The sequence below is a fragment of the Affinirhizobium helianthi genome (assembly GCF_042680945.1).
Classification (GTDB): Bacteria; Pseudomonadota; Alphaproteobacteria; order Rhizobiales; family Rhizobiaceae; genus Neorhizobium; species Neorhizobium helianthi.
On the sequence record NZ_JBHUEQ010000035.1, the window covers coordinates 24,094 to 45,891 of the forward strand.

Below are 21,798 nucleotides of genomic sequence, written 5' to 3' on the forward strand. Positions count from 1 at the left end.
CGCCAGGCGGCGTCTCCTTTAAAGCGGCCGAGATGTCATGACTTGAATACAGGCTGTCCGCTCCCCACATCTCTGCCGACCCGCTGGTCCGGGCCCCTCTGGTGGAAGTTGTCGGCGCTTTCACGATGTCGGACCTCATCCGACATATGCCGTACGCGATAGGACCAGACTATGATTTCAGATATTGTTGCGTGGATGTTCACTCTTTTTGTTGTCGATCCGCTTCATGCAGACATTCAGCAACATCTTGAACGGGCTAATGCGCCAGTGCAGATTGCGCAGCAAACAAATGAATGCCTTGCTGTGCAGGTGCCGCACTTGCTTGACAAGGCAACCAATGAACCGGGATGGGCAATTGCCACAACGATCGGAATTTCAACCGGTTGGACCTCGCCCGAGCGCCTGTTCGAAGGGGCAGATCCCAGTTGTACGGCGCTGCGTGGCTTGCTTGGCACGGCCAACACACAAGAGGCAGAAGGCTGAGGAGCATCGGGCGCCCGCTCGCTACCGCAGTTCGCAAACTTTCTGAATCAGGCATTTTCGCAACTCAAAGCGCCGCCAGGATGCCGAATGAAAACCCGAAAGCCGCTCATACTGACAGCATGCATCGCGGCAGAAGACCTCGAGCGGTTCAATCGGTTGCGGGCCGCGCATTTCCCGCCAGATGGAAACGTTCTTCCCGCCCATCTCACCATGTTTCACCGGCTTCCCGGCGAATATGAGAAAAGAATTTGCAATCATCTTTCGGAGATAGCGGGAAGAACGAACACAATCGCCGCAGATGTGGACGGTCTGCGTCATCTCGGCGCAGGGGTCGCCTTTTCCATCGCAAGCAGTGATTTGCATAAGGTGCGTGCAACGCTCAGGGCCAGTTTCGCCTCATGGCTGGGACCACAAGACGTGAAGACGTGGCAGCCGCACATAACCATTCAAAACAAATCACCGAAAGACAAAGCAGACGCGCTCTGGAGGCATCTGTCTGAGGGTTTCGCGGCCTATTCCATCAGAATCACGGGGCTTCAGCTGTGGGAATATCTGGGCGGTCCGTGGAAACCCTTTCAGCTATATGCCATTCCGATCGTCCTCGGACTGACGTCTGCGGCGGACGAGCAAGAGTTCCTGTGGAGGCAGATGCAAAAGGTCGCCGGCATCGCGGTTTTTCCAGTTCGGCGTCAGCCCTTGCAAGATTGGCAAAGCGGGGAACCATGTTCCCGCTGACCTGTTTCCCCTCATCACGGGTGCTGTTGTAGCTTTTGCATCGCTGCCCAAAGTGTCAGAGAACAAGGGAAAAACGGATGCTCAAATTTATTGGCGGAACCATTGGAGTTATCTTTCTGATCGGGCTGATTGTTGTCATTCTCCTGCTAAAGCTGATTTTTTGAGCGGTAAACCGGGCTATTGCCGATGAGGCCAATCATCGGCCATAGCCCGACGCGTTTTCCAGCCGGAGCCAGTTCAGTCTCACTCGCAAGGACCGCCTTTACGCACTTTCAGCGACCCGGAGCGCATGGGTAACGGTTGACCGCCGAATATCCGTCCAGCCCTGCCCTGCGGCATAGCGCCAGGCCAGCTGGCCTTGTTCATCAAGAGCAAAGAGGTTCAGCCAGCCATTGTCGAAGAGGGCGCGCACCTGGTCATGTCGCTTCAGTATATCGGTGATTGCCTCCTTCGGAGCCTCGACGGCCACGGTCAGCCTCAAAGGCTCATGAACGAAGCCCTCGCCGTCATGGACCGACTGCCAGGGAAGACCGGCACGCAGGTTTCCGCCATTGCCTTCTACGACGCCGAAACCTCCGACAACATTGTGCAAGAGCTTGTTTCCAGCGCCAAAAAGTGAGGGCGCGACCGACGAGCCGAAATACTGGAGGCTGATCCAGCTCGCGACGACAACCGGAGCCGTCAGGATCAGTTCCAGGATCTTAAAGCCCTCGTCTTTCTTCCAGACATAGTCGTGCAGGAAGGCCTGACCATCCAGTGAGCGGCCTGCTGTGCGCGCCCGGGGAGCGGCAATGAAGGCACGGCAGCCTGCAAGCCCCAGTTCCGGGCGCACTTCCGACCAGTCCCGGCTGCGGTCGAACACACTGCTTGCTGTCGCCCGTGGCAGACGCCGTGCGCGCTCCGCCCGCGTCAGGCTGCCAGCCTGAACGAGCCACTGACAGATGCGCGCCTTATCCTCTGGCGCGATGTCGTTTTCAAGATCGTCTTCAAACAGCGTCACCGTATCGGTCGTCGTGTCATGCAGGCCGCCGATGAAAACCGTATCCGCCGGAATAGTGAACCCTCTCGCCACCAGCTTCTCACGCACCTCACGATCATTCAAAAGACTGGCGAGAAGACGGGCATTAACATCGCCCGCATAACCGCCACAGGCGCCGCAATGAAGCGCGCTGGCATAGGGGTTGTTGACCACGTTGGCCCCATGACCCGCAATCAGCACGAAGCGTGCGAAGCCGTCGGTCAACGACTTCGCCTTGAGCACAGTCTCGGCAACCACGGTGCGCGTTTCCAGATCAAGACTTGGTGCAAAACGTGGTTTTGCCGCATCCGCCTTCTTGCCCTTGCTGAAGCCGAGGCCATCACGCATGAGCTTGCCGGCATAAACAGGTCCCATTGCTTCCACGAAAGCGAAAGACGAAACCGCAGCAAGCTTGAACCGGCCCCAGGCGCGGATGGCGCGCGCACTGAAGCGCGCCTGTTGATCGGCCTCCCCATCGTGATCCACGGCGCTGCAACTGTAGACAGAAGGCTTCAGAAGAACCGGCAAGCGATGCTCGGCCACGTCGGAGGCAAAGCCCTTATGGCTGGCACCGAGACCGAAGAAGCCAGCAAAACCGAGTGTCCGGACGCCCGGATCCACGCTCTCCAGTGCTCTCCGGAAAACTTCCGAGCGCACGTCTATGCAGAACGCTGCCTGCAGCATGGGCCGCAATTCGGCAAGCTTGACGCTCGAAGGCGCGGCAAGTGTCGCGGCAAGCTTACGCTGGCTGGCGCGCTCGGCAGCAACCTGAAGGACCCCATCAATGAGCGTGTCATGATCAGCTGAAATCGGCTGGGCATGGATCCGCCGCACCTCCAGCCACTCGCGCTCGATCGCCATCTTGTGGCGAGCATAGAGTGCCTCCTCGAAGACGAGCCGAATGGCGAGCAATTCAAGCGCCGTTGAATCCGAGCGCCCTTCGATTTCCGCCTTGAACTGGAGATGGCGCGCGAACTGCGCCCATCCGCCAAGCGTGAGGAGGAGCTGATGAAAGTAGGTGCCCGGCTCCGCACCCAGGCCAAGAGAAACAGCCACCCGCTCAATTACCCCTTCAGGCGTTTCCGGCGTTTCATCCACGTGGATGCTGAAACCCTTCAAACCATGAATCTCGGGGGTCAGGTCATGTGTCGCGAAGGCCCGCCAGGCGGCATAGAGGCCGTTGCGGCGCGAAGCGGCCCATAAAGCCTGCCCCTGATCGAAGAAGCCGGCAGCAAAGGTGCCGATCCGCTCCGCCACGAGGTAGGTCCAATCCTTGCCCGTCGCCCGCGCCGCAAGATCCGCGACGGTGGGAAGCGCTGCAACAGGCTGCGGTTCTTTGGTAGCGGCGGCTTTCAAAGCCGGAAGATCGATGCTTCCGGAAAGCGCAGAGGATTGCAGAGCGGCATCGAGGTCCTCATCAATGATCTCGCCTTTGGCGAACTTGTCTGCATAATGCTTGCGCGGCAGAGCTAGCCGTACGCCACCGATCCGGGCAAGCCTGGCCGCAGTCTGCTCAAGTGTCTCGCTCACCTGCCCCAGGAAGGGATTGACAGCAACGGTCGCCGTCAATGGCCAGGCTGGCGGAATTGCCCGAACCGCCTGGTCTGCCGCTTGCGCAAGCGCTTCACCATGAAGAGTGTCGATTTTGGTCAACTCGGTCATCTGTTCACTCCTTGATGGAAGCAGGCGTTGTGGAAGCGGTGCGGGAGACGGTCCAGCCACCGAGCAGGCGATCGAAAAGGGCGTTGACGTAAAGGCCGTTTGCCAGATGGACCCTGAGGCCCGCCGCGGCCGGATGATAGGCCCAGAGCGGGAAGAGCGACTGCGCGACTGCGACCACACCAAAACTCACGACAGCCAGCAGCATCAATGTCCATTCCAATGGACCCGGCTGTGGTGTGGCCGGCAGCGGCCCAAGCATCAGCTTGTCGGCTATCCGCTGCAGAGCGAAATAAGCGGTTGCCGCCGAGATTGCGTAGAGTGAGGTGCGCCAGGTCAGGGCTCGCGGCGCTGCATCGGCCAGCCCCTGCGCAATCAGATAGGCGACGCCGAAGATCAGGATTGCACCAAGCGCTAGAGCTTGCGGCGGCTTGTCGGCAAAGCCGAAGAGCAGGCCGATGACTGCATAGATGGCAAGCGCCATGAGGAAGGCGCGCCCCACAGCCTTGGCATTGGGGATCGCAACAGGACCCGGACGCCGGATGGCAGCAACCGTTTCGATGGCAGAGCCGGAGGCAAGGAAAGAATGCGCCTTGTAAAGTGAATGAGCCACGATGTGCAAAAGTGCAATCGGGAAGAGCGCAAGACCGCATTGCAGGATCATGAAGCCCATCTGCGCCACGGTCGACCAGGCGAGAGAGGTCTTGACTGCCGACTGGGTGAGCATCACGAGACTGCCGAAGAGGGCCGTAAAGCCACCGACCATGACCAGGACGGCGAGCACGACAGGCGCCTGCAGCATGACATCGGCGAAGCGGATCAACAGAAAACCGCCAGCATTCACAACACCTGCATGCAACAGAGCAGAAACCGGCGTCGGCGTCTCCATCACTTCCGTCAGCCAGCCGTGGGTGGGAAATTGAGCCGATTTGAGCAGGGCCGCGACGGCAAGGAGCGCTGCGGCAGTCATCGCTAGCGGCAGCCCCTCGCCTTCACGCGCTGCGGCAAGGATGGCAGCGATATCGCCTGTCTTGAAGGAGATAGCGAGCAGGATAACCGCGCCGATCAACGCGACGTCCCCGATGCGTGAGACGATGAATTTTTTGCGTGCTGCGCGCCGGGCTGCAACCCTCTCCGGGTAGAAGAGCAGGAGTTGGTGCAGAAGCAGGCTGGTGGCAACCCAGCCGATGACGAGCTGCAGCAATGTGCCGGACTGGACGAGCAAGAGAACAGCAGCGAGCGTCGCCGTCATCCAGCCGGTAAAGGGCCCCTGACGCTCCTCGCCATCAAGGAAGGTGCCCGCATACCGCAGCACGACCCAGCCAATGAAGGAGACAAGCAGAAGCATGACCAGGCTGACGAGATCAAGACGGGATGCAAAGGCAAGATAACCATATCCGACTGGCTGGCTGGTGCCTGGCCCATGGATCGCAAGCACAATGCCAGCCAGCACAGCGACGAGGATAGAGCCGAAGGCAGCAATTTCCGAAATACGGATCGCGAAGCGTGGGCGAAGGCCGGGCGCGCTGAAAGCATAAAGCGAGGCACCGGCAAGCAGCAGAGGTGCGAGAAGCGGCAGCATGTAGATCACTGGAGGTCTCCGGGCTGGGCCGCTGCTTGGGAGGAGGCAGCGACGATCTCTCAGCTCTGCTAGCAGCCGCGTGACCTCAATAAAAATTCATTGTTTCTGCGAAATCGTTCTATAAAATAGAACTATGGCTGAACTGAACTATCATCACCTCCGCTATTTTCGTGCTGTTGCCCATGATGGCAACCTGACGCGGACGGCTGAACGGCTCAATCTGTCGCAATCGGCGCTCTCCATCCAGATCAAGCAATTGGAGGAGCGGTTGGGGCACGCCCTCTTCGAGAGACGCGGTCGCCAACTCTACCTCACCGAAGCTGGCCGCATCGCGCTTGATCATGCCGACACAATTTTCTCCGCAGGTGAAGAACTGGTGGAGACGCTGAAGGAGGCCGGAAGGAAACGCCGCGCAATCCGCATCGGAGCGCTGGCAACCCTGTCACGTAACTTCCAGATGGAGTTCCTTCGCCCGATCCTCGGTCGCCCGGATATCGATATGGTCCTTCGCTCCGGTAGTACCAGAGAACTACTGGGCGCATTGGAGGCCCTTAACCTCGATATTGTTCTCTTGAACAAGGCACCGATGGCCGATGCGGTGACACCCTTCATCGCCCAGCATGTCTATCAGCAGCGCGTGAGCCTGATTGGCAGACCTTCCTACCTGACGCCGGGGGCCACACTCACCGATCTTCTCGGGCAACATCCCGTGATCCTGCCAACGCTCGAAAGCGATGTTCGCTCACAGTTCGAAGCGCTGATGGCAACCCTCAGCCTTACACCACAGATTGCCGCCGAGGTGGATGATATGGCGATGATGCGTCTGCTTGCCCGCGAAGGAGCGGGCCTTGCGGTCTTGCCACCCATCGTCGTCAAGGGGGAGCTGGAGGCGGGTATCCTGGTTGAACTTGACGCTCTCCCGGGGATGGTGGAGACCTTTTATGCGGTGACCATAAAGCGTCGCTTTCCCAATCCTTTGCTACTCGAATTGCTGCATCAGAACGCCCCCGGCACAATTCACGACGGTCATTCCTAGTGCGTTTTCGGCACATCTTCGAAACCTTGCCGACCCTTGAGAATTCCCGTTTGGAACTACCACCCCACATAGCCTGTTCGCCCACTGACACGATCGACGCATTGGATGAAACATGGCAGACGGTAACGCGAAACCCAACAGGCCGAAGAGCAAGACCGTAAAGGGGAGTTTGATCCTGATCGGCTTTTGCGGAGCAGTAGCGATCCTCGGCATTTTCATCGGCATCATTGTGGTGTACGGGGGGATTAACGCCCTTTGGCCTGATTGATCAGCGCTCATCGCGCAAAACACCGCTCACATCATTTCACAGGCCATGAACTGCCGGGAACGGGCTGAGCGCACTTATGGCGTCAGCCAGTCGTTACCGGAATGTGGTCCATAATCGTTTGGGTCATTACGCCAGCCCCGGGGCGTGTGTCGGCATGAATCACAAGACGTGCGGCTCATTCGAGAACGTGTCCCCATCAGCCTGAAACTAGCCCGAGCGAGAGCATCCCCCGAGCCAATTCAAGGCCATCGTGACAAGACGCGATGACAGCGAAACTCCTCAGCCTTCCGATTTTTGCAAGCTGTCCCTCTGTTCGCGCCATTTCGCGTAAGCCACCTGATGATCTTCCTTCGTGCAGGGATAAAGGCCGATGATGGTCTGACCCGCCTTTACCTGCTCCACCACGAAGTCTTCGTAAGCCGTCATCTCCACCGCTTCCGTCGCGACTTCATCTGCAATCCCGGCGGGAATAACGATCACGCAATCCGCATCGCCAACGATGATGTCGCCAGGGAAAACCGGCGCATCCCCGCATCCGATTGGCCCGTTGATTTCAATCGCCTCATGCTTGGTGAGATTGGTCGGGCTGGAGGGGCGAGTATGGTAGGCCGGTATATCCAGTTCACCAATCGTCGCAGCGTCACGGAAGCCGCCATCGGTCACGATGCCTGCACCACCACGAACCATCAGCCGCGTCACCAGAATATCGCCAGCCGATGCAGCGCTTGGATCCTTGCGGCTGTCCATGACAAGCACATGACCGGGCGGGCAGGTTTCGATCGCGACCCGCTGCGGATGGGCGGGATTGCGGAATTCAACCAGCTGATTTCGATCTTCACGGGCGGGAATATAGCGCAGGGTGAAGGCGGGCCCCACCATGTTCTTGCCCTTGTAGCCGAGCGGCCGCACTCCTTGGATAACCTGATTGCGCAGGCCCCGTTTGTAGAGCGCTGTCGCCAGGGTGGCGACCGAAACCGTCATCAGTTTCTCGCGTGTTTCAGTGTTCATGGACGTCTCCTCATGACGGCGTGCATTTAATTTGGAAGTTTAATGAGAGTTCTGCCCGTTGGCCTGGGGCGCTCAATAGATGGCAGGTTCATCTGCTGGGCGACCGTAATCCGTTTGCAGGAAATCGAAATCGCATCCAGCATCGGCCTGCGTGACATGCTTGGAAAAGAGATAGCCGTAACCGCGTTCATATCGCGGCGGGGGTGCTTGCCAGGCGGCGCGACGCCGGGCGATCTCCTCCTCGCTGACGAGCATGTCGAGACGGCGCTGCGGCAGATCCAGGCGGACAATATCGCCGGTTTTGAGCAGCGCGAGCGGTCCGCCAATGAAGCTTTCCGGTGCAACATGCAGTACGCAGGCACCGTAGGACGTGCCGGACATGCGTGCATCGGAGATCCGCAGCATGTCGCGATGGCCCTTCTTGATCAGCGCCTTGGGGATAGGCAGCATTCCCCATTCCGGAAAGCCTGGGCCTCCGAGCGGACCGGCATTACGCAAGACCAGAACATGGTCGGGGGTGACATCCAGGTTTTCGTCGTCAATCGCAGCCTTCAATTCGGGATAGCTATCGAAGACGAGGGCTGGACCTTCGTGAACATGATATTTCGGATCGCAGGCGGCAGGCTTGATGACGGCGCCATCCGGGCAGAGATTTCCCCGTAGCACCGCCAGCGAGCCTTCCGCATAAACCGGATTGTCCAGCGAGCGGATGACGTCATCATTGTAGACCTCCGCACCTTCCAGATTCTCGCCGAGTGTGCGCCCGGTCACGGTGATCACAGAGCAATCCAGCCGGCTTTCCAACTGCTTCATCAACGCACGCAGACCGCCTGCATAATAGAAATCCTCCATCAGATAATCTTTTCCTGATGGGCGAACATTGGCGATGAGCGGCGTGACCCGGCCAAGCTGGTCAAGTTCATCCAATGTCATTGGCACACCAGCACGCCGCGCCATGGCGATCAGATGTACAACGGCATTGGTGGAGCACCCTGTGGCCATGGCCACAATGGCGGCGTTACGGAAGGCGGCAGCCGTCAGGATTCGATCTGGTGACAGCTTCTCATCGACCATTTCAACGATGCGGCGTCCACAGGCCGCTGACATGCGTTGATGTTCGGCGTCGACAGCAGGGATAGAAGAGGCCCCAGGAAGCGTAATGCCCAAGGCATCGGCAATGGCCGTCATTGTCGATGCCGTACCCATGGTCATGCAGACGCCAGCCGAGCGAGCGATGCCTCGTTGCAAGCCCTGCCATTCTTCATCCGTCACATTGCCCGCACGGCGCTCGTCCCAGTATTTCCAGGCGTCGGAACCTGAACCCAGAACCTTGCCCGCGTAATTGCCCCGCAGCATGGGCCCCGCGGGCAAATAGATCATCGGCACACCCGCAGAGATCGCGCCCAGGACGAGGCCCGGAGTAGTCTTGTCACATCCGCCCATCAGCACCACGCCATCCAGCGGATGAGAGCGGATCATTTCTTCCGCTTCCATCGCCAGCATGTTGCGGTAGAGCATCGACGTCGGCTTGGTGAAGCTCTCATCTACAGAAAGGGACGGCATTTCGACCGGGAAGCCGCCCGCTTGAAGAACGCCGCGCTTCACGTCCTTCACTCTTTCCGGAAAGTGCGAATGACAGGTATTCAGATCCGACCACGTGTTCAGAATGCCGATAACGGGCTTGCCGACGAAATCCTCCTCCGCATATCCAAGCTGCATCATGCGCGAACGATGGCCGAAACTGCGCAGGTCGTCGGGCGCGAACCAGCGATCGGAACGGAGCTTTTTGTCGGTCATTTGAAAATTCCTGCTTTGCGGTTGGCGCGATGCGGCAGTCAGTCCTGCCGAAGCGAAAGCCCGCTGGTCGTGTCAAAAAGGTGAATATGCGCCAAGGGCGCTGTAAAACGGATAACTTCGCCCGCTGCGGTAGAGGTCTGGCCTGAAAGATGCAGCGTTACGGGGGTGCCATCTCCCAGACTGCAGTAAAGATAGGATTCTCCGCCCAGCTGTTCAGCCGTTCGCACCGAAATGGTGAGTGGACCGTCCGCACTCATCTGGATGTGGTTCGGACGGATACCGAGCGTTACCTTCTGTCCGGGTTTGAAGGAAAAACCGCTGTCCGGCAGAGGAATCGATTCACCTGTTGCGATCTTCAGGGAAGGCGTTGAGTGCGAGGTGACTTCGCCCGAAAAGAAGTTCATCTTCGGCGAGCCGATGAAGCCTGCCACGAAAAGATTGGCTGGACGATTGTAGAGATCGAGCGGCGCACCAAATTGCTCCAGCCTGCCGGCACGAAGAACGGCGATCTTGTCCGCCATGGTCATGGCTTCCACCTGATCGTGGGTCACGTAGATCATGGTGTTTCCGAGCCTTCGATGCAGGCTCGAAATCTCGCCGCGCATATCGACGCGCAACTCCGCATCCAGATTGGAGAGCGGCTCGTCGAAGAGGAAGACGCGCGGCTCGCGCACGACGGCACGACCAATGGCCACACGCTGACGCTGCCCACCCGACAGATCCTTCGGACGACGCTCCAGAAGCTGATCGATCTGCAGCATCTTTGCGACCTGGCCGATCTTTTCGGCAATCTCCCGCTTGGGCGTGCCGATGTTTTCAAGCCCGAAGGAGAGGTTTTCGCGCACCGTCATATGCGGATAAAGCGCATAGGACTGGAACACCATGGCCAGACCACGGTCCGCGGCCGGGACGTTGTTCACCACGTCGCCGCCAATCACGATATCGCCGCCACTCAACTCCTCAAGGCCGGAGATCATGCGCAACAGAGTGGACTTGCCGCAGCCGGAGGGACCGACGAACACACAGAATTCGCCATGCTTGATATCCAGATCGACACCCTTGATCACCTCAAGCGCACCATATGCCTTTTTAACCTGACGAAGCTGAACACCTGTCATGTTTATTTCCTCCCCGATATTATTTGCCGCCTGTCGATGCGATGCCGGTGGCGATGTATTTTTGCAGGAACATGAAGACGAGCGCGATTGGCGCCAGTGTCAGCACTGTCATGGCCAGAAGGTTGCTCCATTCCGTCGTCATCTCCCCCTGGAAGGAATTGAGCGCCAGCTGCAGGGTGAAGTTGTCGTTGCGTGTCAACACGATCAACGGCCAGAGGAAGTCATTCCACCGCCACATGACCGCGAGGATTGCCAGAACGGCTAGCGCCGGAGCCGAGAGCGGCAGGATGATACGCCAGTAGATTTTCCACTCGCTCGCTTTGTCCATGCGCGCTGCATCGAGGATTTCATCCGGGATCGTCAGCATGTACTGCCGCAACAGAAAAACGCCTGTCGGGGTGGCCGCACCGGGGATGATAACGCCCCAGAGGCTGTTGATCATCCCCAACTGACTGGTGATGAGAAACAAGGGCACAAGAACGACCGTCTGTGGAACCATCAATGTGCCAACCACCAGGGCCAGCACCACGCCCCTGCCCCTGAACTTGTATTTCGACAGCGCGAAAGCCGCCATGGAATTGACGATCAGCATGATGATTGTGGACGTCACCGTGATGAAGGTCGAGTTCCAGAAATAGAGCGGAAAGTTGAAGCGCTCGAAAAGTTCGGTGTAGTTTTCCGTAGCAAGCGCGACCTTTTCCGCAGGCTTCAGCTCGTTGAACGGCATCTTCAACACTTCGCTTGGCTTCGCGGGGTCGATGACCTGCGCAACGAGGCCGATGCGCCGAACCATACCAAGCTTGCGTCCGTCCTTGTCGATATAGGCGGGCAATGGCGCTGCCTGTCCATCGACGACAAGCGTTTCCTGGGCGTAGGGCAGAAAGCGCGGCGGAAAGCGCTGGAGATCCGCCTCCGTCTTGAAGGACGACAGCACAAGCCAGACGACTGGCCCGAACATCATGAGCACCGCCATGCCGAGATAGGCGTAAGACAGCCAGTCCGTCCAGTGCAGCTTGCCATTATGGCCGCGCGTGCGGGTCAGAAATGCAGCAATTCTAGCCATCGACCTTGCTCCTGTTTGCCCTGAACTGCAGGGCTGTCAACACCACCAGCACCACGGCCAGCAGTAGCGATGCGGCAGCCGCAAGGCCGAAATCGCGGGGTGTTCCGGCAAAGCCGGTCTGATAAATGAACTGGATGATGAAGGTGGTCGCCGAGCCCGGTCCACCGCCTGTGAAGGCAAAGACTTCATCAAACGTCTGTACGCCCTTGATCAGCGACAGAACGAGAACCACAAGCATGGTGGGTGCCAGCAATGGCAGGGTAATGCGCCGGAAGATGCGCCACGGGCTTGCCCTGTCCAGCTGCGCCGCCTCATAGACATCGCGCGGGATCGCCTGCAAACCGGCAAGCAGGATAAGCGTGTAGAAGCCCATATGCGCCCAGACCGACAGGAAGACCGACCAGCCAAAGGCAAGATTGGCTTCCAGCAGCCAATCGACGGAACCGAGCCCCAAGCCCTCCATTGCAGCGTTCAGAACCCCGAAGCGCTGGAGAATCCACTTCCATATCAGCGCAACGACTACTGGAGAGAGGAGAACGGGAAAGAAGAAGACGGCGCGGAAAAATCCCCGCGCCCTGATATCGCGGTTGAGGATGATCGCGGTGATCAGCGAAAATCCCACCATGAAGCCCACCTGTAGCACCACGAAAAAGATCGTATTTCCCACCGAGCGCCAGAAAAGATCGCGCTCACAGCTGTTGGGATCGAGATAGTTCTGACAGGAAAGGAGGACCGAAAAATTCTCTCCGCCGACCGATGGGCGTTCCGAAAGCAATATATGTTCGCTGCCGGTCATCGAGTAGGCGATGTTCAGCACAATGGGCAGAAACGCGAACACTGCGAACAGAATGAGGTTGGGCGTCAGGAACACCCAGGCAATTCGCCGTTGGCCGAGCACCTTCTGCAGGGCAGAAAAAGGCAACTCGACAATGCCCATGACGGGCGCAAGAAATTTGTACATGGGGTCCTCCTTCGATCCGGCGCGGCATACCCGCGCCGGAAGGCGACGGATCAATTCGCCTGCTTCAACGCTGCTTCCAGGTCCGATTTCGCACGGGCCATCGCTTCATCGACGGTGCTTTCACCAACGATAGCCTGAGTGATGCGCTGAACCGAGATGTTGAACATCGCGCGGTTGTTCTTGTAGCCCTGGTAAGCGTAGGCGATCGGGCTGATGCCGGGGATCTGGGCCAACCATGCGTCCATTGCTTTCTGCGTGGAAGGCGTCGCGCCTGTATAGGTCACACCCTTTGCAGCAACTGCCTTGTGGGCCGGAACGTTGCGGCTGCGGACGGTAAAGTCCAGATAGTTCTCATCCTTCGCCATGAAGTTCAGGATGTCTGCGACGATCTTCGGATGCTTTGTGCTCTTGAAGCCGACAATGCCTGTTCCGCCTGGCATTCCAGTACAAGCAGCACCGCCGCAGGGCTGCGGAACGACTTCCCAATCGAAGCCATCTCCCACCTGACTATCGAAACGCGCCGTCTGCCAGCTACCGGAATAGTAATAGACGAGCTGACCGTTGATGAATTCCTGGCCGGCATCACGATAGGTATTGCCACCCTGACCGGCCCAGACGTCACGCGCCATGGTGCCGTCCTTGTTCCACTCGACAAACTTCTTCACGAAGGTCGTGAAGCCTTCATCGACGAGGATCGGCTTGCCTTCAGCATCGAAGATTTTCGCGCCGTAGGAAATTGCCGGACCTGCAATACGGTGACCGGAGCGGTCAATCGCCATCGGATAGGGCGTGCCGGTCGCCTTTGCGACAGCATTGGCGGCCTTTGCCCAGTCGTCCATGGTTGCATCCTTGCCAGGAACGGCAACATTCGCCTGATCGAACAGGGTGCGGTTAATGAAGGCACCGGTGATCGTCAGCTGGGTATGCATGCCGTAGATGCCCTTGTCGTCCGGGCCGCTACGGTACCACGGCAACACGTCGCCGAAGTTATCCTGCCAGTATTTCGCATCCACATAGGGGGTGAGATCGAGATAGTAGCGGTTGAGACCGCCAAGGTCGGTCACTGTTGCGAAATCAGGGCCGCTGCCACCAGCAAGCTGTACCGGCAGACCTTCCAGCAGCGCCTTGTAGGGCACGACATCGGTGACGATTTTCACATCTGGATTCTGCTTCTCATAGCGCGCCAGAATGTCTTTGAAGATTTCGCAGCCGTTTCCGTCGTAAGCGCAGGTAAAGCGCACCTCCTGTGCCGCCTGAGCGATGCCTGCAAATGACGCCGCGCTGAAAGCGACGGCCAATGCCATGCTGTATTTTCTAGTCATCTGGTTTCCTCCCGTTAGATGATTATGCAATGGCGGATGCGTGCGGAGCCCAGCCCTTGACCCACTCCCCTTCAGCGGCCTCGGACAGGCGCACCGGCCTTCCCTCCCTGATTGATCGATAGATGGCAGTGACGAGTTCGATGGACTGCAAGCCGTCGCTGACAGTCACTTCCTTGCCGCCGCGTCCTTCCATCGCGTTGGCAATTGCCTCGACAAGACCTGCAAATCCGTCTTCACCATCCGCCACTGTTGCCAGCACAGCGTCGATCTGCTCCTGCGTGGTCGGTGCACGCGCGATGAAGCGCCACGTGTCTTCCGCCGGACGGTAAGGTAGCGTGCCGCTTTCCGCGGTGAAACCTTCAAAGCAGAAGCGCAGGCGCGAGGTATCTTCGGCAGCGCCAAGCGTAACCGAGCTTGTTGCCAGCGCGCCGCTTTTCATGCGGAAACTGAGAGCGGCGCAGTCTTCGGTCTCGATCGTGTTGACGCGCGTGTCGGCCATTGCAAAAACGTCTTCGATTGGCCCGAGGACGTGGCATAGAAGGTCATGGGCATGGATCGCATGGCCGAGGATCGCTCCGCCGCACTCTCCCTTCCAGGTACCACGCCAGGGAATATCGTAGTAGCTCGCACCGCGGTTCCAGTGAACCTCAGAGCTGACCACGAAGGCTTTGCCTGCCAGACCAGCGTCAATCAGGGCCCTGAGCTGACGCATCGCGTGGCCAAAACGGTACTGGAACACCGGATACACGTTCCGACCGGTTTTCTTGACGGCCTCAACCAGCGCCGTTGCTTCTTCCAGTGACCGGACGAGAGGCTTCTCGCAAACGGCATCCTTCCCCGCCTCAAGGGTCTTCAACATCATCGGAAAATGCAGATGAGGCGGAAGGCAGATATCGACCAGTTGAATGGTGTCGTCAGCCAGAACCTCATCGAGATTGGAGGTCAGGCGAATAGACGTGTCTTCGCCCGCCACGGAGCGGGCTCGATCCAGATCGAGGTCGCAGATTGCGCGCACGACAAAGCGCTCGGGCAGGGCCTGATAGCCCTTCAGATGAAGGGCACCGATGCCCGCTCCAACGATTGCGACGCCGATCATGCCTTCGCTCCTTCGGCCTTGGCCTGCGCCTGCAGAGACAATTCGCATACCTTGAAGACATGCTCCTGCGTCATCGCCGTCTCTGTGCGGTTGCGAATATCGTCGCACAACCGACCGAAATAGGGCAATCCCGCATCCGATGCATCGATGTATTCGCAGCGGTCGCCGTTCACGAGAACAAGACGGTCGGTACCTTCCGTATTGCCCACATCAACATATTTCCGCAGCTCGATATAGCCTTCGGTACCAAGGATGGTCAGGCGGCCATCGCCCCAGGTTGGCAGCGCATCCGGCGTGTACCAGTCGACGCGAATGTAACCGTGCCCCTTGTCGCCGCGCAGAACGACTTCACCGAAATCCTGCAGTCCCGGATCTTTCGGATTGGCATAATTGGCGACAGTCGCCGATACGATTTCGACCTCTGTCGAACCGGTAAAGAACATGAACTGGTCGATCTGGTGGCTGGCGATATCGGTGAGAATGCCGCCATAGGCTTCACGCTCAAAAAACCAGGTCGGACGGATCTGGCGGTTGAGGCGGTGCGGCCCAAGGCCGACGGTTTGAATGACGCGGCCAATCGCGCCTTGAGCAACAAGTTCTGCAGCCTTGGTGACGCTTGGCACCTCGAAACGTTCGGAAAAATCGATGGTCCAGATGCGGCCGGTTTTCGCCACGGTTTTGCGCAGGCGCTCAAGCTGTTCGAATGTGGTGCAGCCGGGCTTGTCGGACATGACGTCCTTGCCCGCTTCCATGGCGGCAACTGCCAGATCAGCTCGTTTGGAGGGAATATCGGCAATCACAACAAGGTCAATCGTGCCATCCGCCAGCAAAGCTTCTTTCGAAGCGGCACGCGGCACGTTGGGGAAACGCTTGAGGAAACCTTCAACGACATCCGGCTCGCCCTCAGTCCACCAGCCGACAAACTCCGCTCCCGCTTCCAGCAGATTCTGGGCCATGCCAAAAATGTGCCGGTGCTCGATACCAAGAGCGGCGAACCTGATTGCTTTAGTCATTATGCACTTCCACTTCTTTGCCGGTCTCGGCCGAGTTAATGATCGCGTCGATCAATCTGTGAGACAAAAGAGCCGCCTCGCCGGTGACGACCGGCGGACGTCCTGAGGAGATGGCATCAGCAAAGTCTTCGAAGACGCCCTGATGCCACTCGTGCGTAAAGGCCATCGGATCGGCTCCGCCGCCTGTTCCGGCCGCTGCACCACCGAAGGTTTCCTGTCGGCCATCTCGCCAGTCGATATGCAGGAGGCCGGATGCAAGCCGCAGGCTCGCTTTGTCGAAATGAAGGAGGATGCTTTCCGCCGTACCGGGAAAACTTGCAGTGCTCGCCACCAGCGAACCGATGGCGCCGTTCTGGAAGCGCAAGCCAGCCGTTACAAAATCTTCGGTTTCCATGCGGTGGAAACGTGTCGTCGCCGCCATGGCCTGGACACGCTGGACCGGACCGGCAAGGCTGAGCGCCAGATCGATCGTATGGATAGCCTGAGAGATCAGGACGCCGCCGCCATCGCGCGCAAGAGTGCCACGGCCCGGTTCATCATAGTAGGACTGGGCACGCCACCAGGGCACGGAAATCTCGCAAAGGCCAAGCGCTCCGAGCCCGCCCTCCTCGACCAGCTCACGGGCTTTCAGCGATGCCGCCCGCATGCGGTGCTGGAAGACGATGCCGAGCGTAACGCCCGCGTCCCTGCAAAGCGCGACAATGCGGTCAGCCTCCTGCGTATTGCGAGCAACCGGCTTCTCCATCAGGATATGCTTGCCGGCCTTCGCAAAGGTGCCGACGATATCGATCCGGGCATTCGGCGGGGTCGCGATAATGGCGAAATCAATGTCACCATCGGCAGCCGCTTCCTCGATCGAGGAATAGGCAATGACCTCATATCCGCTATGCTTAGATGCCTCGGCGGCCAATGCACCGGCTCGACCGGATCCGCCGTCGACAATTCCCTTCAAGCGAATTTTGTCAGGACTTGCCGCGCAGGCGAGCACGTGCGTCTTCGCCACCATTCCAGCGCCCACGATGACGCAGGTCTTGATATTGTTCATCTCGGGATCCTCCTCCCATGCGCCATGGTTGGCATACCGGTATCCCGGTTGTCAACCAGCTTGTGTTCCGGTATACCGGCCAAGATGAACCGGAGGGCTTAATGCCGAAATCGACTCAGACGAGTGGCAGCGTGCCGCCGATGGAACGACTTGACCTCAACCGTCCGGTGGTTGACCAGATCTATACGGCCCTGAAGTCGGCCATCCTTGGACGTGAGCTGTTTCCGGGACAGGCTGTATCCGAGACCGAAATCGGTCACTCTTTCAACTCCAGCCGCACGCCCGTGCGCGAAGCGCTGAGCCGGCTGCGGGACGATGGCCTGATCGTGACGCTTCCCAGCCGCGGAACCTATGTCTCTAAGCTTTCGGAAAAGCATATCCGAAGCGCGCAATTCATTCGCGAGGCTCTGGAGATCGCAGCCGTTTCCAGACTGTGTCAGATGGGACTGACGGCGGAGGCAGAGCAGGAAATCGAGCATGCGCTGAATGGCCAGCGTGCAGCCATGAAGGCCGGTGACAGGAAGGCTTTCCGTGTCCATGACGATCAGTTTCACGCAGCGCTGGCGGCCGCGACCGGGTTGGAGAGACTGGAAACGCTGCTGATCCGCGAAAAGGCGGGACTGGACCGGCTGAGGGCGCTCGCCATCACCGACGAGGCCCATATGGGACGGCTGCTCTGCGAACACGAAGCCGTATACGATGCCGTCAAGGCGGCTGATGAGGCGCGGGCGGTGGATGAATTGCGCAAACACCTGAGACGCGTACTCGGCATTCTTTCACAGGTTTTCGAGAACCATCAGGACTATTTCGAATAGCCTTCCACCATTTTCAGCGGGTAAAGCACTATGGCAACACTAGAACCGGAAGACGCGCTTTGCCTGTCCGAGGCGAAACTTCTCTGCGACACCATAAGCATTCTGGCGGAATCGCCGGTTTGGGACGAGCGGCGACAGGTGCTTTTCTGGTGCGATATTCTTGGTAATGCGGTGCGATCCGCTTCAATCGGATCCGGCATCAGTCGCCACTGGCAGCTGCCTGACACGGTGTCGAGCCTCGGGCTTTGTGAAAACGGCGATCTGGTCGTGGCCTGCGGCATGGATATCATCATCCTCAATCCGGAAGATGGCAGCACGCATCAGCTCCATTCCATTCCGAAGCCGGACAACGTCCCATACCGGCTGAACGACGGGCGCGTCGGTCCGGATGGCGCTTTCTGGGTCGGCACCATGCATCATGTTCCGCTGCCCGAAATGCAGCCAATCGGCGAGCTTTGGCGGGTTACAGCACGTTCTGCCGAACGCGTGCAAACCGGGCTGACATGCCCGAACGGCCTTGCCTTTTCACAGGACGGCTCCGTCATGTGGCAAAGCGATTCCGTGCAGAAATGGATACGCAGACGAAACTTCGACAAAACAACCGGAACATTCGACGACGGCGTGCTGGTTGCGCATATGCAGGAAGAGACCGGAAGACCGGATGGCGGTTGCATCGACACGAGTGGACGATATTGGAGCGCAGGTGTCTCAGCCGGTGTATTGAACATATTCGCCGAGGATGGCAGCGGACAAATCGCAACCGTGAAAATGCCGGTGCCTCGTCCCACAATGCCCTGTTTCGGCGGCCCGGATTTTTGCTCTCTCCTGGTCACGTCACACCGTCACAACATGAGCGAGGATCAACTGAGCAGGGCTCCCCTTTCGGGTGGTGTCTGGCTTATTCCCTCATCTGCCGAGGGATTTCCCGCCCCACGCTTCGACAGTAACGCATAGCCTGCGGCGGAAGCGTCCACCGCAGGGCCGCCGGACTGAAGCCGCTACTTGTAAACGCGGATAATCACTCTTTGTCCCACTCGGAATGGCGCGTCCTGGCTGACCAGGACGATGGAGGTTGCGGTGCGAATATCGTTTCGATCGCCGGAAGTCCCGCTTGCCTGCATCAGCACGGGCGAGATGCGGCTGATTTGCCCCTGGAAAGTCTGACCTGTCCGATCTTCCGCCAGCAGTTCGACGGGCACACCGGGCTTCACCTTATCGAGAAACTGTTCGGGAATTTCAGCCCGCACGATCTTCTGCCCGTCCGGAAGAAGCGTGAAGATTTCGAGCGGGCTATTGGCGGCAGCAAATTCTCCAACCTTGATGGACTGACGAATGATGAAACCATCGACGGGCGCACGTATCGTCCTGATTTCTACTTCCCGATTGGCAATGTCGCGACGCATTTTCGATGCCGCCAGAACGGAAGCGGCAACCTTCAGTTCACCGGCCAGATTATCCTTGGCAAACAGTGCCTCATCAAGCGCCTGGCTGGACACCGCATCGCCTGCTGCTGCGCGTTTCATCCTGTCCGCCTGCCTGGACAGGGCCTTCATTTTCATTTCGAGGAGGCGGTAGTGCTCCTCGGCCTGAACAACCTCTTCAGCCGCTATATTGGCTGACAGCACTTCCTGCCTGTTATCCAGCGTCGCCATCACATCCCCGGCCTTGACCTGATCCCCCTCTCTGACCAGCACAGATGCAACAATGCCGTCACGCGGTGACGTCATGCGCAGCAGCCCTCCCTGAACATCGACAACACCGCGCGCCGCCGCCAGGATGGGCGGCCCGACCGGGTCGGCACTGTCTCCGTCCTCTTCGGCGCTTGGCGCAAGTGCGCTAAACCACAAAAGGCACAGTGCGAGAATGCTGGCAGTCGAAATGGTGACCAGGGATTTATGCGTTGGACGCAAACGCTTCATGACTCACGATCCTTTTGAACTGGCAGCGGCAAGCGGGCGCACATCTCTCAACAATCGGCCGTCTTCCATTTGAAGAACCCGGTCAGCCTGTTTCACAAGGCGCATGTCGTGAGAAACGCAAAGCACGGCGGCCCCGGATTTCTTTGCTATGCTTTGGAGAATTTCCACGATGTTGCGACCGTTCTCACTGTCGAGTGCACTGGTCGGCTCATCTGCGAAGAGAATGGCAGGGTTTTTCACAATCGCCCTCGCAATTGCCACTCGCTGCTTCTCTCCGCCAGACATTTCAGCGGGCCGCAGGTGGGATCGCTTCGCAAGTCCAACGCTTGCAATGGCGTGAGCAGCCCTTTCCCGCGCTTCCTTGGGCGCTACCCCCATGTAATCCAGAGGCACCTGAACCTGCTCGACGGCAGTCAGCCCAGGGAAAAGGTTGAAACCCTGAAAGATGAAGCCACAGTGCTTCAGTCGGAACGCGTCACGTTCATCATCCGTCATTGACGATAGAGCCATGTCGCCTGCAGAAACCACACCTTCATCCGCCTTCGTCATTCCGCTCAGCACGGCCAGCAAAGTACTCTTGCCACAGCCCGACGGCCCGGTGAGCAAGGTGAACTCGCTTGCGAAAACCTCCACCGAGACGTTGAGAAGCGCCTGGGTTCGGACATTCTGGATCGTGAAGGACTTGCCCAGATTGCGGGCGGTCAAAACGGGTTGCATCACATCACCTCAGCAACATTGCCGGATCTGTGTCGCGCAACCGATGAATGGCCAGCACACATGCCACGGCGGCCACCACAAGCACCACGGTTGAGGCAGAAACGATGATGCTGAACCGCAGTTCGAAAGGAACCTTGTAGATTGCGGCCGCAATGGCGAGCGCGAGGCTGAGGATCAGGCTGATGCAAAATCCAAGCAATCCCACCCATCCCGCCTGCTCAACCACGATCAGCCGCAGCTTGTGAAAGGGCACTCCCAAAGCTCTCAAGGTCGCGTATTGCGGAACCGTGCCCGCCACGGCGGACATCAGCGTCTGGCTGGTGATGACAGCGCCAATGAGGACTGCAATGAAGGTCGCAAAAATGAAGGCAATACCGGCGCCGGAATCCAGCAGCATATACATGGTCGTCATCGAGGCCAGCTCCTCAGCGGACCACACTTCAAAGTGACGGACACCCTGGCCACTGTTCAATCTCATCTGGACGATCGGACCATCGGCTTCCTTTTTGACGTCATAGAGGAAATAGGTTGCGCCGCCTTCGCCTGGCAGGCTGCGATCAAGACTGCGTGCGGTCTCCCTGGAGGCGACAACATTGACACCCCCAAGTCCACGAAGCCCATCGATGTAACCGATGACACGCACAGCATGACCATTGACTTCTGCTGTGCTTCCCTTCCGGGCGGACAGTTTGGACGCATCGGCGACATCGACGACCACCGTACCCGGTTCATTCAACTGGTTTCGCAGCCACATAGGGATGATACGGGCAAGCGCTTCAGCGTTATTGTCCGTTTCAATGCCTAAAATCGTAACGCTGACGCCCCCTGCCCCCTGCATTCCTCTCCAGTCACCCGACCCAAACAGAATGGGCTCGACATGCGAAATCTCTCGCTCGGCATAGAGATTGGTGGCGACACTTGCCGGGATTGCCCTGCCCAGATCCACACTCTGGGTACCGGGAAAGCCGACCCAGTAACCGGCCGTGGATTGTGTCACATAAAGACTGTTCGCCCCGACTATTCCCAGAAGCAATGCGCCTTGAACCGTCATCAAAACACCGGAAAAGGCAATCGCTATGGTCGCCGGCAAGAACCGGCGCCAGTCATGCAGGAGGGTTTTTCGCGCGATGGAAATCGCCATTC

General features: G+C 58.6%; 21 protein-coding genes. 7 read left to right on the forward strand and 14 right to left on the reverse strand.

Annotated features, from left to right (window positions below; translation table 11 throughout):
* Nucleotides 1–171: 171 nt before the first annotated feature.
* From ACFSE1_RS17720 to ACFSE1_RS19455, 3 genes are all read left to right on the forward strand, one after another.
* Complete coding sequence (locus tag ACFSE1_RS17720) at nt 172–483, forward strand: hypothetical protein (RefSeq protein ID WP_377404374.1); 312 nt, start codon at nt 172–174, stop codon at nt 481–483.
* Nucleotides 484–570: 87 nt separating this feature from the next.
* Nucleotides 571–1,218, forward strand: a complete 648-nt coding sequence (locus ACFSE1_RS17725) for a 2'-5' RNA ligase family protein (protein ID WP_377404377.1) — start codon at nt 571–573, stop codon at nt 1,216–1,218.
* Nucleotides 1,219–1,295: 77 nt separating this feature from the next.
* The gene (locus ACFSE1_RS19455) at nt 1,296–1,382 is read left to right on the forward strand and encodes a small membrane protein YohP (RefSeq protein WP_465269783.1); all 87 of its coding nucleotides are present in this window, start codon (nt 1,296–1,298) and stop codon (nt 1,380–1,382) included.
* A gap of 98 nt (nt 1,383–1,480) precedes the next feature.
* Here ACFSE1_RS19455 and ACFSE1_RS17730 read toward each other — a convergent pair whose 3' ends face one another.
* Complete coding sequence (locus ACFSE1_RS17730; protein WP_377404380.1) at nt 1,481–3,898, reverse strand: YbcC family protein; 2,418 nt, start codon at nt 3,896–3,898, stop codon at nt 1,481–1,483.
* 4 nt (nt 3,899–3,902) lie between these two features.
* A complete protein-coding gene (locus tag ACFSE1_RS17735) occupies nt 3,903–5,477 on the reverse strand; it encodes a proton-conducting transporter transmembrane domain-containing protein (RefSeq protein ID WP_377404549.1) in 1,575 nt (524 codons plus the stop codon).
* A 133-nt stretch (nt 5,478–5,610) separates the two neighbouring features.
* On the opposite strand from ACFSE1_RS17735, the gene ACFSE1_RS17740 reads away from it, so the two are divergent.
* Both ACFSE1_RS17740 and ACFSE1_RS17745 read left to right on the forward strand, forming a co-directional pair.
* Nucleotides 5,611–6,513, forward strand: coding sequence for a LysR family transcriptional regulator (locus tag ACFSE1_RS17740; RefSeq protein WP_377404383.1), 903 nt, complete (start codon nt 5,611–5,613; stop codon nt 6,511–6,513).
* A gap of 112 nt (nt 6,514–6,625) precedes the next feature.
* Entirely contained in the window at nt 6,626–6,781 is a 156-nt protein-coding gene (locus ACFSE1_RS17745) for a hypothetical protein (RefSeq protein WP_377404386.1), read from the forward strand.
* Between the two features lie 279 nt (nt 6,782–7,060).
* On the opposite strand, the gene ACFSE1_RS17750 is transcribed toward ACFSE1_RS17745, so the two are convergent.
* From ACFSE1_RS17750 to ACFSE1_RS17790, 9 genes are all read right to left on the reverse strand, one after another.
* On the reverse strand, nt 7,061–7,789 hold the full coding sequence (locus tag ACFSE1_RS17750; protein ID WP_377404389.1) for a ribonuclease activity regulator RraA: 729 nt from the start codon (nt 7,787–7,789) through the stop codon (nt 7,061–7,063).
* A 72-nt stretch (nt 7,790–7,861) separates the two neighbouring features.
* The gene (araD, locus tag ACFSE1_RS17755; RefSeq protein WP_377404392.1) at nt 7,862–9,586 is read right to left on the reverse strand and encodes an L-arabinonate dehydratase; all 1,725 of its coding nucleotides are present in this window, start codon (nt 9,584–9,586) and stop codon (nt 7,862–7,864) included.
* A gap of 38 nt (nt 9,587–9,624) precedes the next feature.
* Complete coding sequence (locus ACFSE1_RS17760; protein WP_377404395.1) at nt 9,625–10,704, reverse strand: ABC transporter ATP-binding protein; 1,080 nt, start codon at nt 10,702–10,704, stop codon at nt 9,625–9,627.
* Nucleotides 10,705–10,723: 19 nt separating this feature from the next.
* Entirely contained in the window at nt 10,724–11,767 is a 1,044-nt protein-coding gene (locus ACFSE1_RS17765) for a carbohydrate ABC transporter permease (protein ID WP_377404398.1), read from the reverse strand.
* Nucleotides 11,760–12,728 (reverse strand): carbohydrate ABC transporter permease, encoded by a 969-nt coding sequence (locus ACFSE1_RS17770; protein ID WP_377404402.1) that lies wholly within the window; start codon nt 12,726–12,728, stop codon nt 11,760–11,762. Before ACFSE1_RS17770 ends, ACFSE1_RS17765 begins: the two co-directional genes overlap by 8 nt.
* A gap of 50 nt (nt 12,729–12,778) precedes the next feature.
* A complete protein-coding gene (locus tag ACFSE1_RS17775; protein ID WP_377404405.1) occupies nt 12,779–14,050 on the reverse strand; it encodes an ABC transporter substrate-binding protein in 1,272 nt (423 codons plus the stop codon).
* A 22-nt stretch (nt 14,051–14,072) separates the two neighbouring features.
* Nucleotides 14,073–15,146, reverse strand: a complete 1,074-nt coding sequence (locus ACFSE1_RS17780) for a Gfo/Idh/MocA family protein (protein WP_377404408.1) — start codon at nt 15,144–15,146, stop codon at nt 14,073–14,075.
* The gene (locus tag ACFSE1_RS17785) at nt 15,143–16,159 is read right to left on the reverse strand and encodes a Gfo/Idh/MocA family protein (RefSeq protein ID WP_377404411.1); all 1,017 of its coding nucleotides are present in this window, start codon (nt 16,157–16,159) and stop codon (nt 15,143–15,145) included. Before ACFSE1_RS17785 ends, ACFSE1_RS17780 begins: the two co-directional genes overlap by 4 nt.
* On the reverse strand, nt 16,152–17,204 hold the full coding sequence (locus ACFSE1_RS17790; RefSeq protein ID WP_377404415.1) for a Gfo/Idh/MocA family protein: 1,053 nt from the start codon (nt 17,202–17,204) through the stop codon (nt 16,152–16,154). The genes ACFSE1_RS17785 and ACFSE1_RS17790 overlap by 8 nt, the downstream gene beginning before the upstream one ends.
* Before the next feature lie 101 nt (nt 17,205–17,305).
* Between ACFSE1_RS17790 and ACFSE1_RS17795 the strand changes: the two genes are divergently transcribed.
* The gene (locus ACFSE1_RS17795) at nt 17,306–18,019 is read left to right on the forward strand and encodes a GntR family transcriptional regulator (protein WP_377404418.1); all 714 of its coding nucleotides are present in this window, start codon (nt 17,306–17,308) and stop codon (nt 18,017–18,019) included.
* 30 nt (nt 18,020–18,049) lie between these two features.
* On the forward strand, nt 18,050–18,973 hold the full coding sequence (locus ACFSE1_RS17800) for an SMP-30/gluconolactonase/LRE family protein (protein ID WP_377404421.1): 924 nt from the start codon (nt 18,050–18,052) through the stop codon (nt 18,971–18,973).
* 44 nt (nt 18,974–19,017) lie between these two features.
* Here ACFSE1_RS17800 and ACFSE1_RS17805 read toward each other — a convergent pair whose 3' ends face one another.
* Genes ACFSE1_RS17805 through ACFSE1_RS17815 form a run of 3 tightly spaced genes read right to left on the reverse strand, consistent with a single transcriptional unit; the run spans nt 19,018 to nt 21,796 of the window.
* A complete protein-coding gene (locus ACFSE1_RS17805; RefSeq protein ID WP_377404424.1) occupies nt 19,018–19,938 on the reverse strand; it encodes an HlyD family secretion protein in 921 nt (306 codons plus the stop codon).
* 3 nt (nt 19,939–19,941) lie between these two features.
* Nucleotides 19,942–20,655 carry an ABC transporter ATP-binding protein gene (locus ACFSE1_RS17810; protein WP_377404427.1) on the reverse strand — a complete coding sequence of 238 codons (714 nt, stop codon included), beginning with the start codon at nt 20,653–20,655 and terminating at the stop codon, nt 19,942–19,944.
* 4 nt (nt 20,656–20,659) lie between these two features.
* Nucleotides 20,660–21,796 (reverse strand): FtsX-like permease family protein, encoded by a 1,137-nt coding sequence (locus ACFSE1_RS17815; RefSeq protein ID WP_377404430.1) that lies wholly within the window; start codon nt 21,794–21,796, stop codon nt 20,660–20,662.
* Nucleotides 21,797–21,798 lie beyond the last annotated feature (2 nt).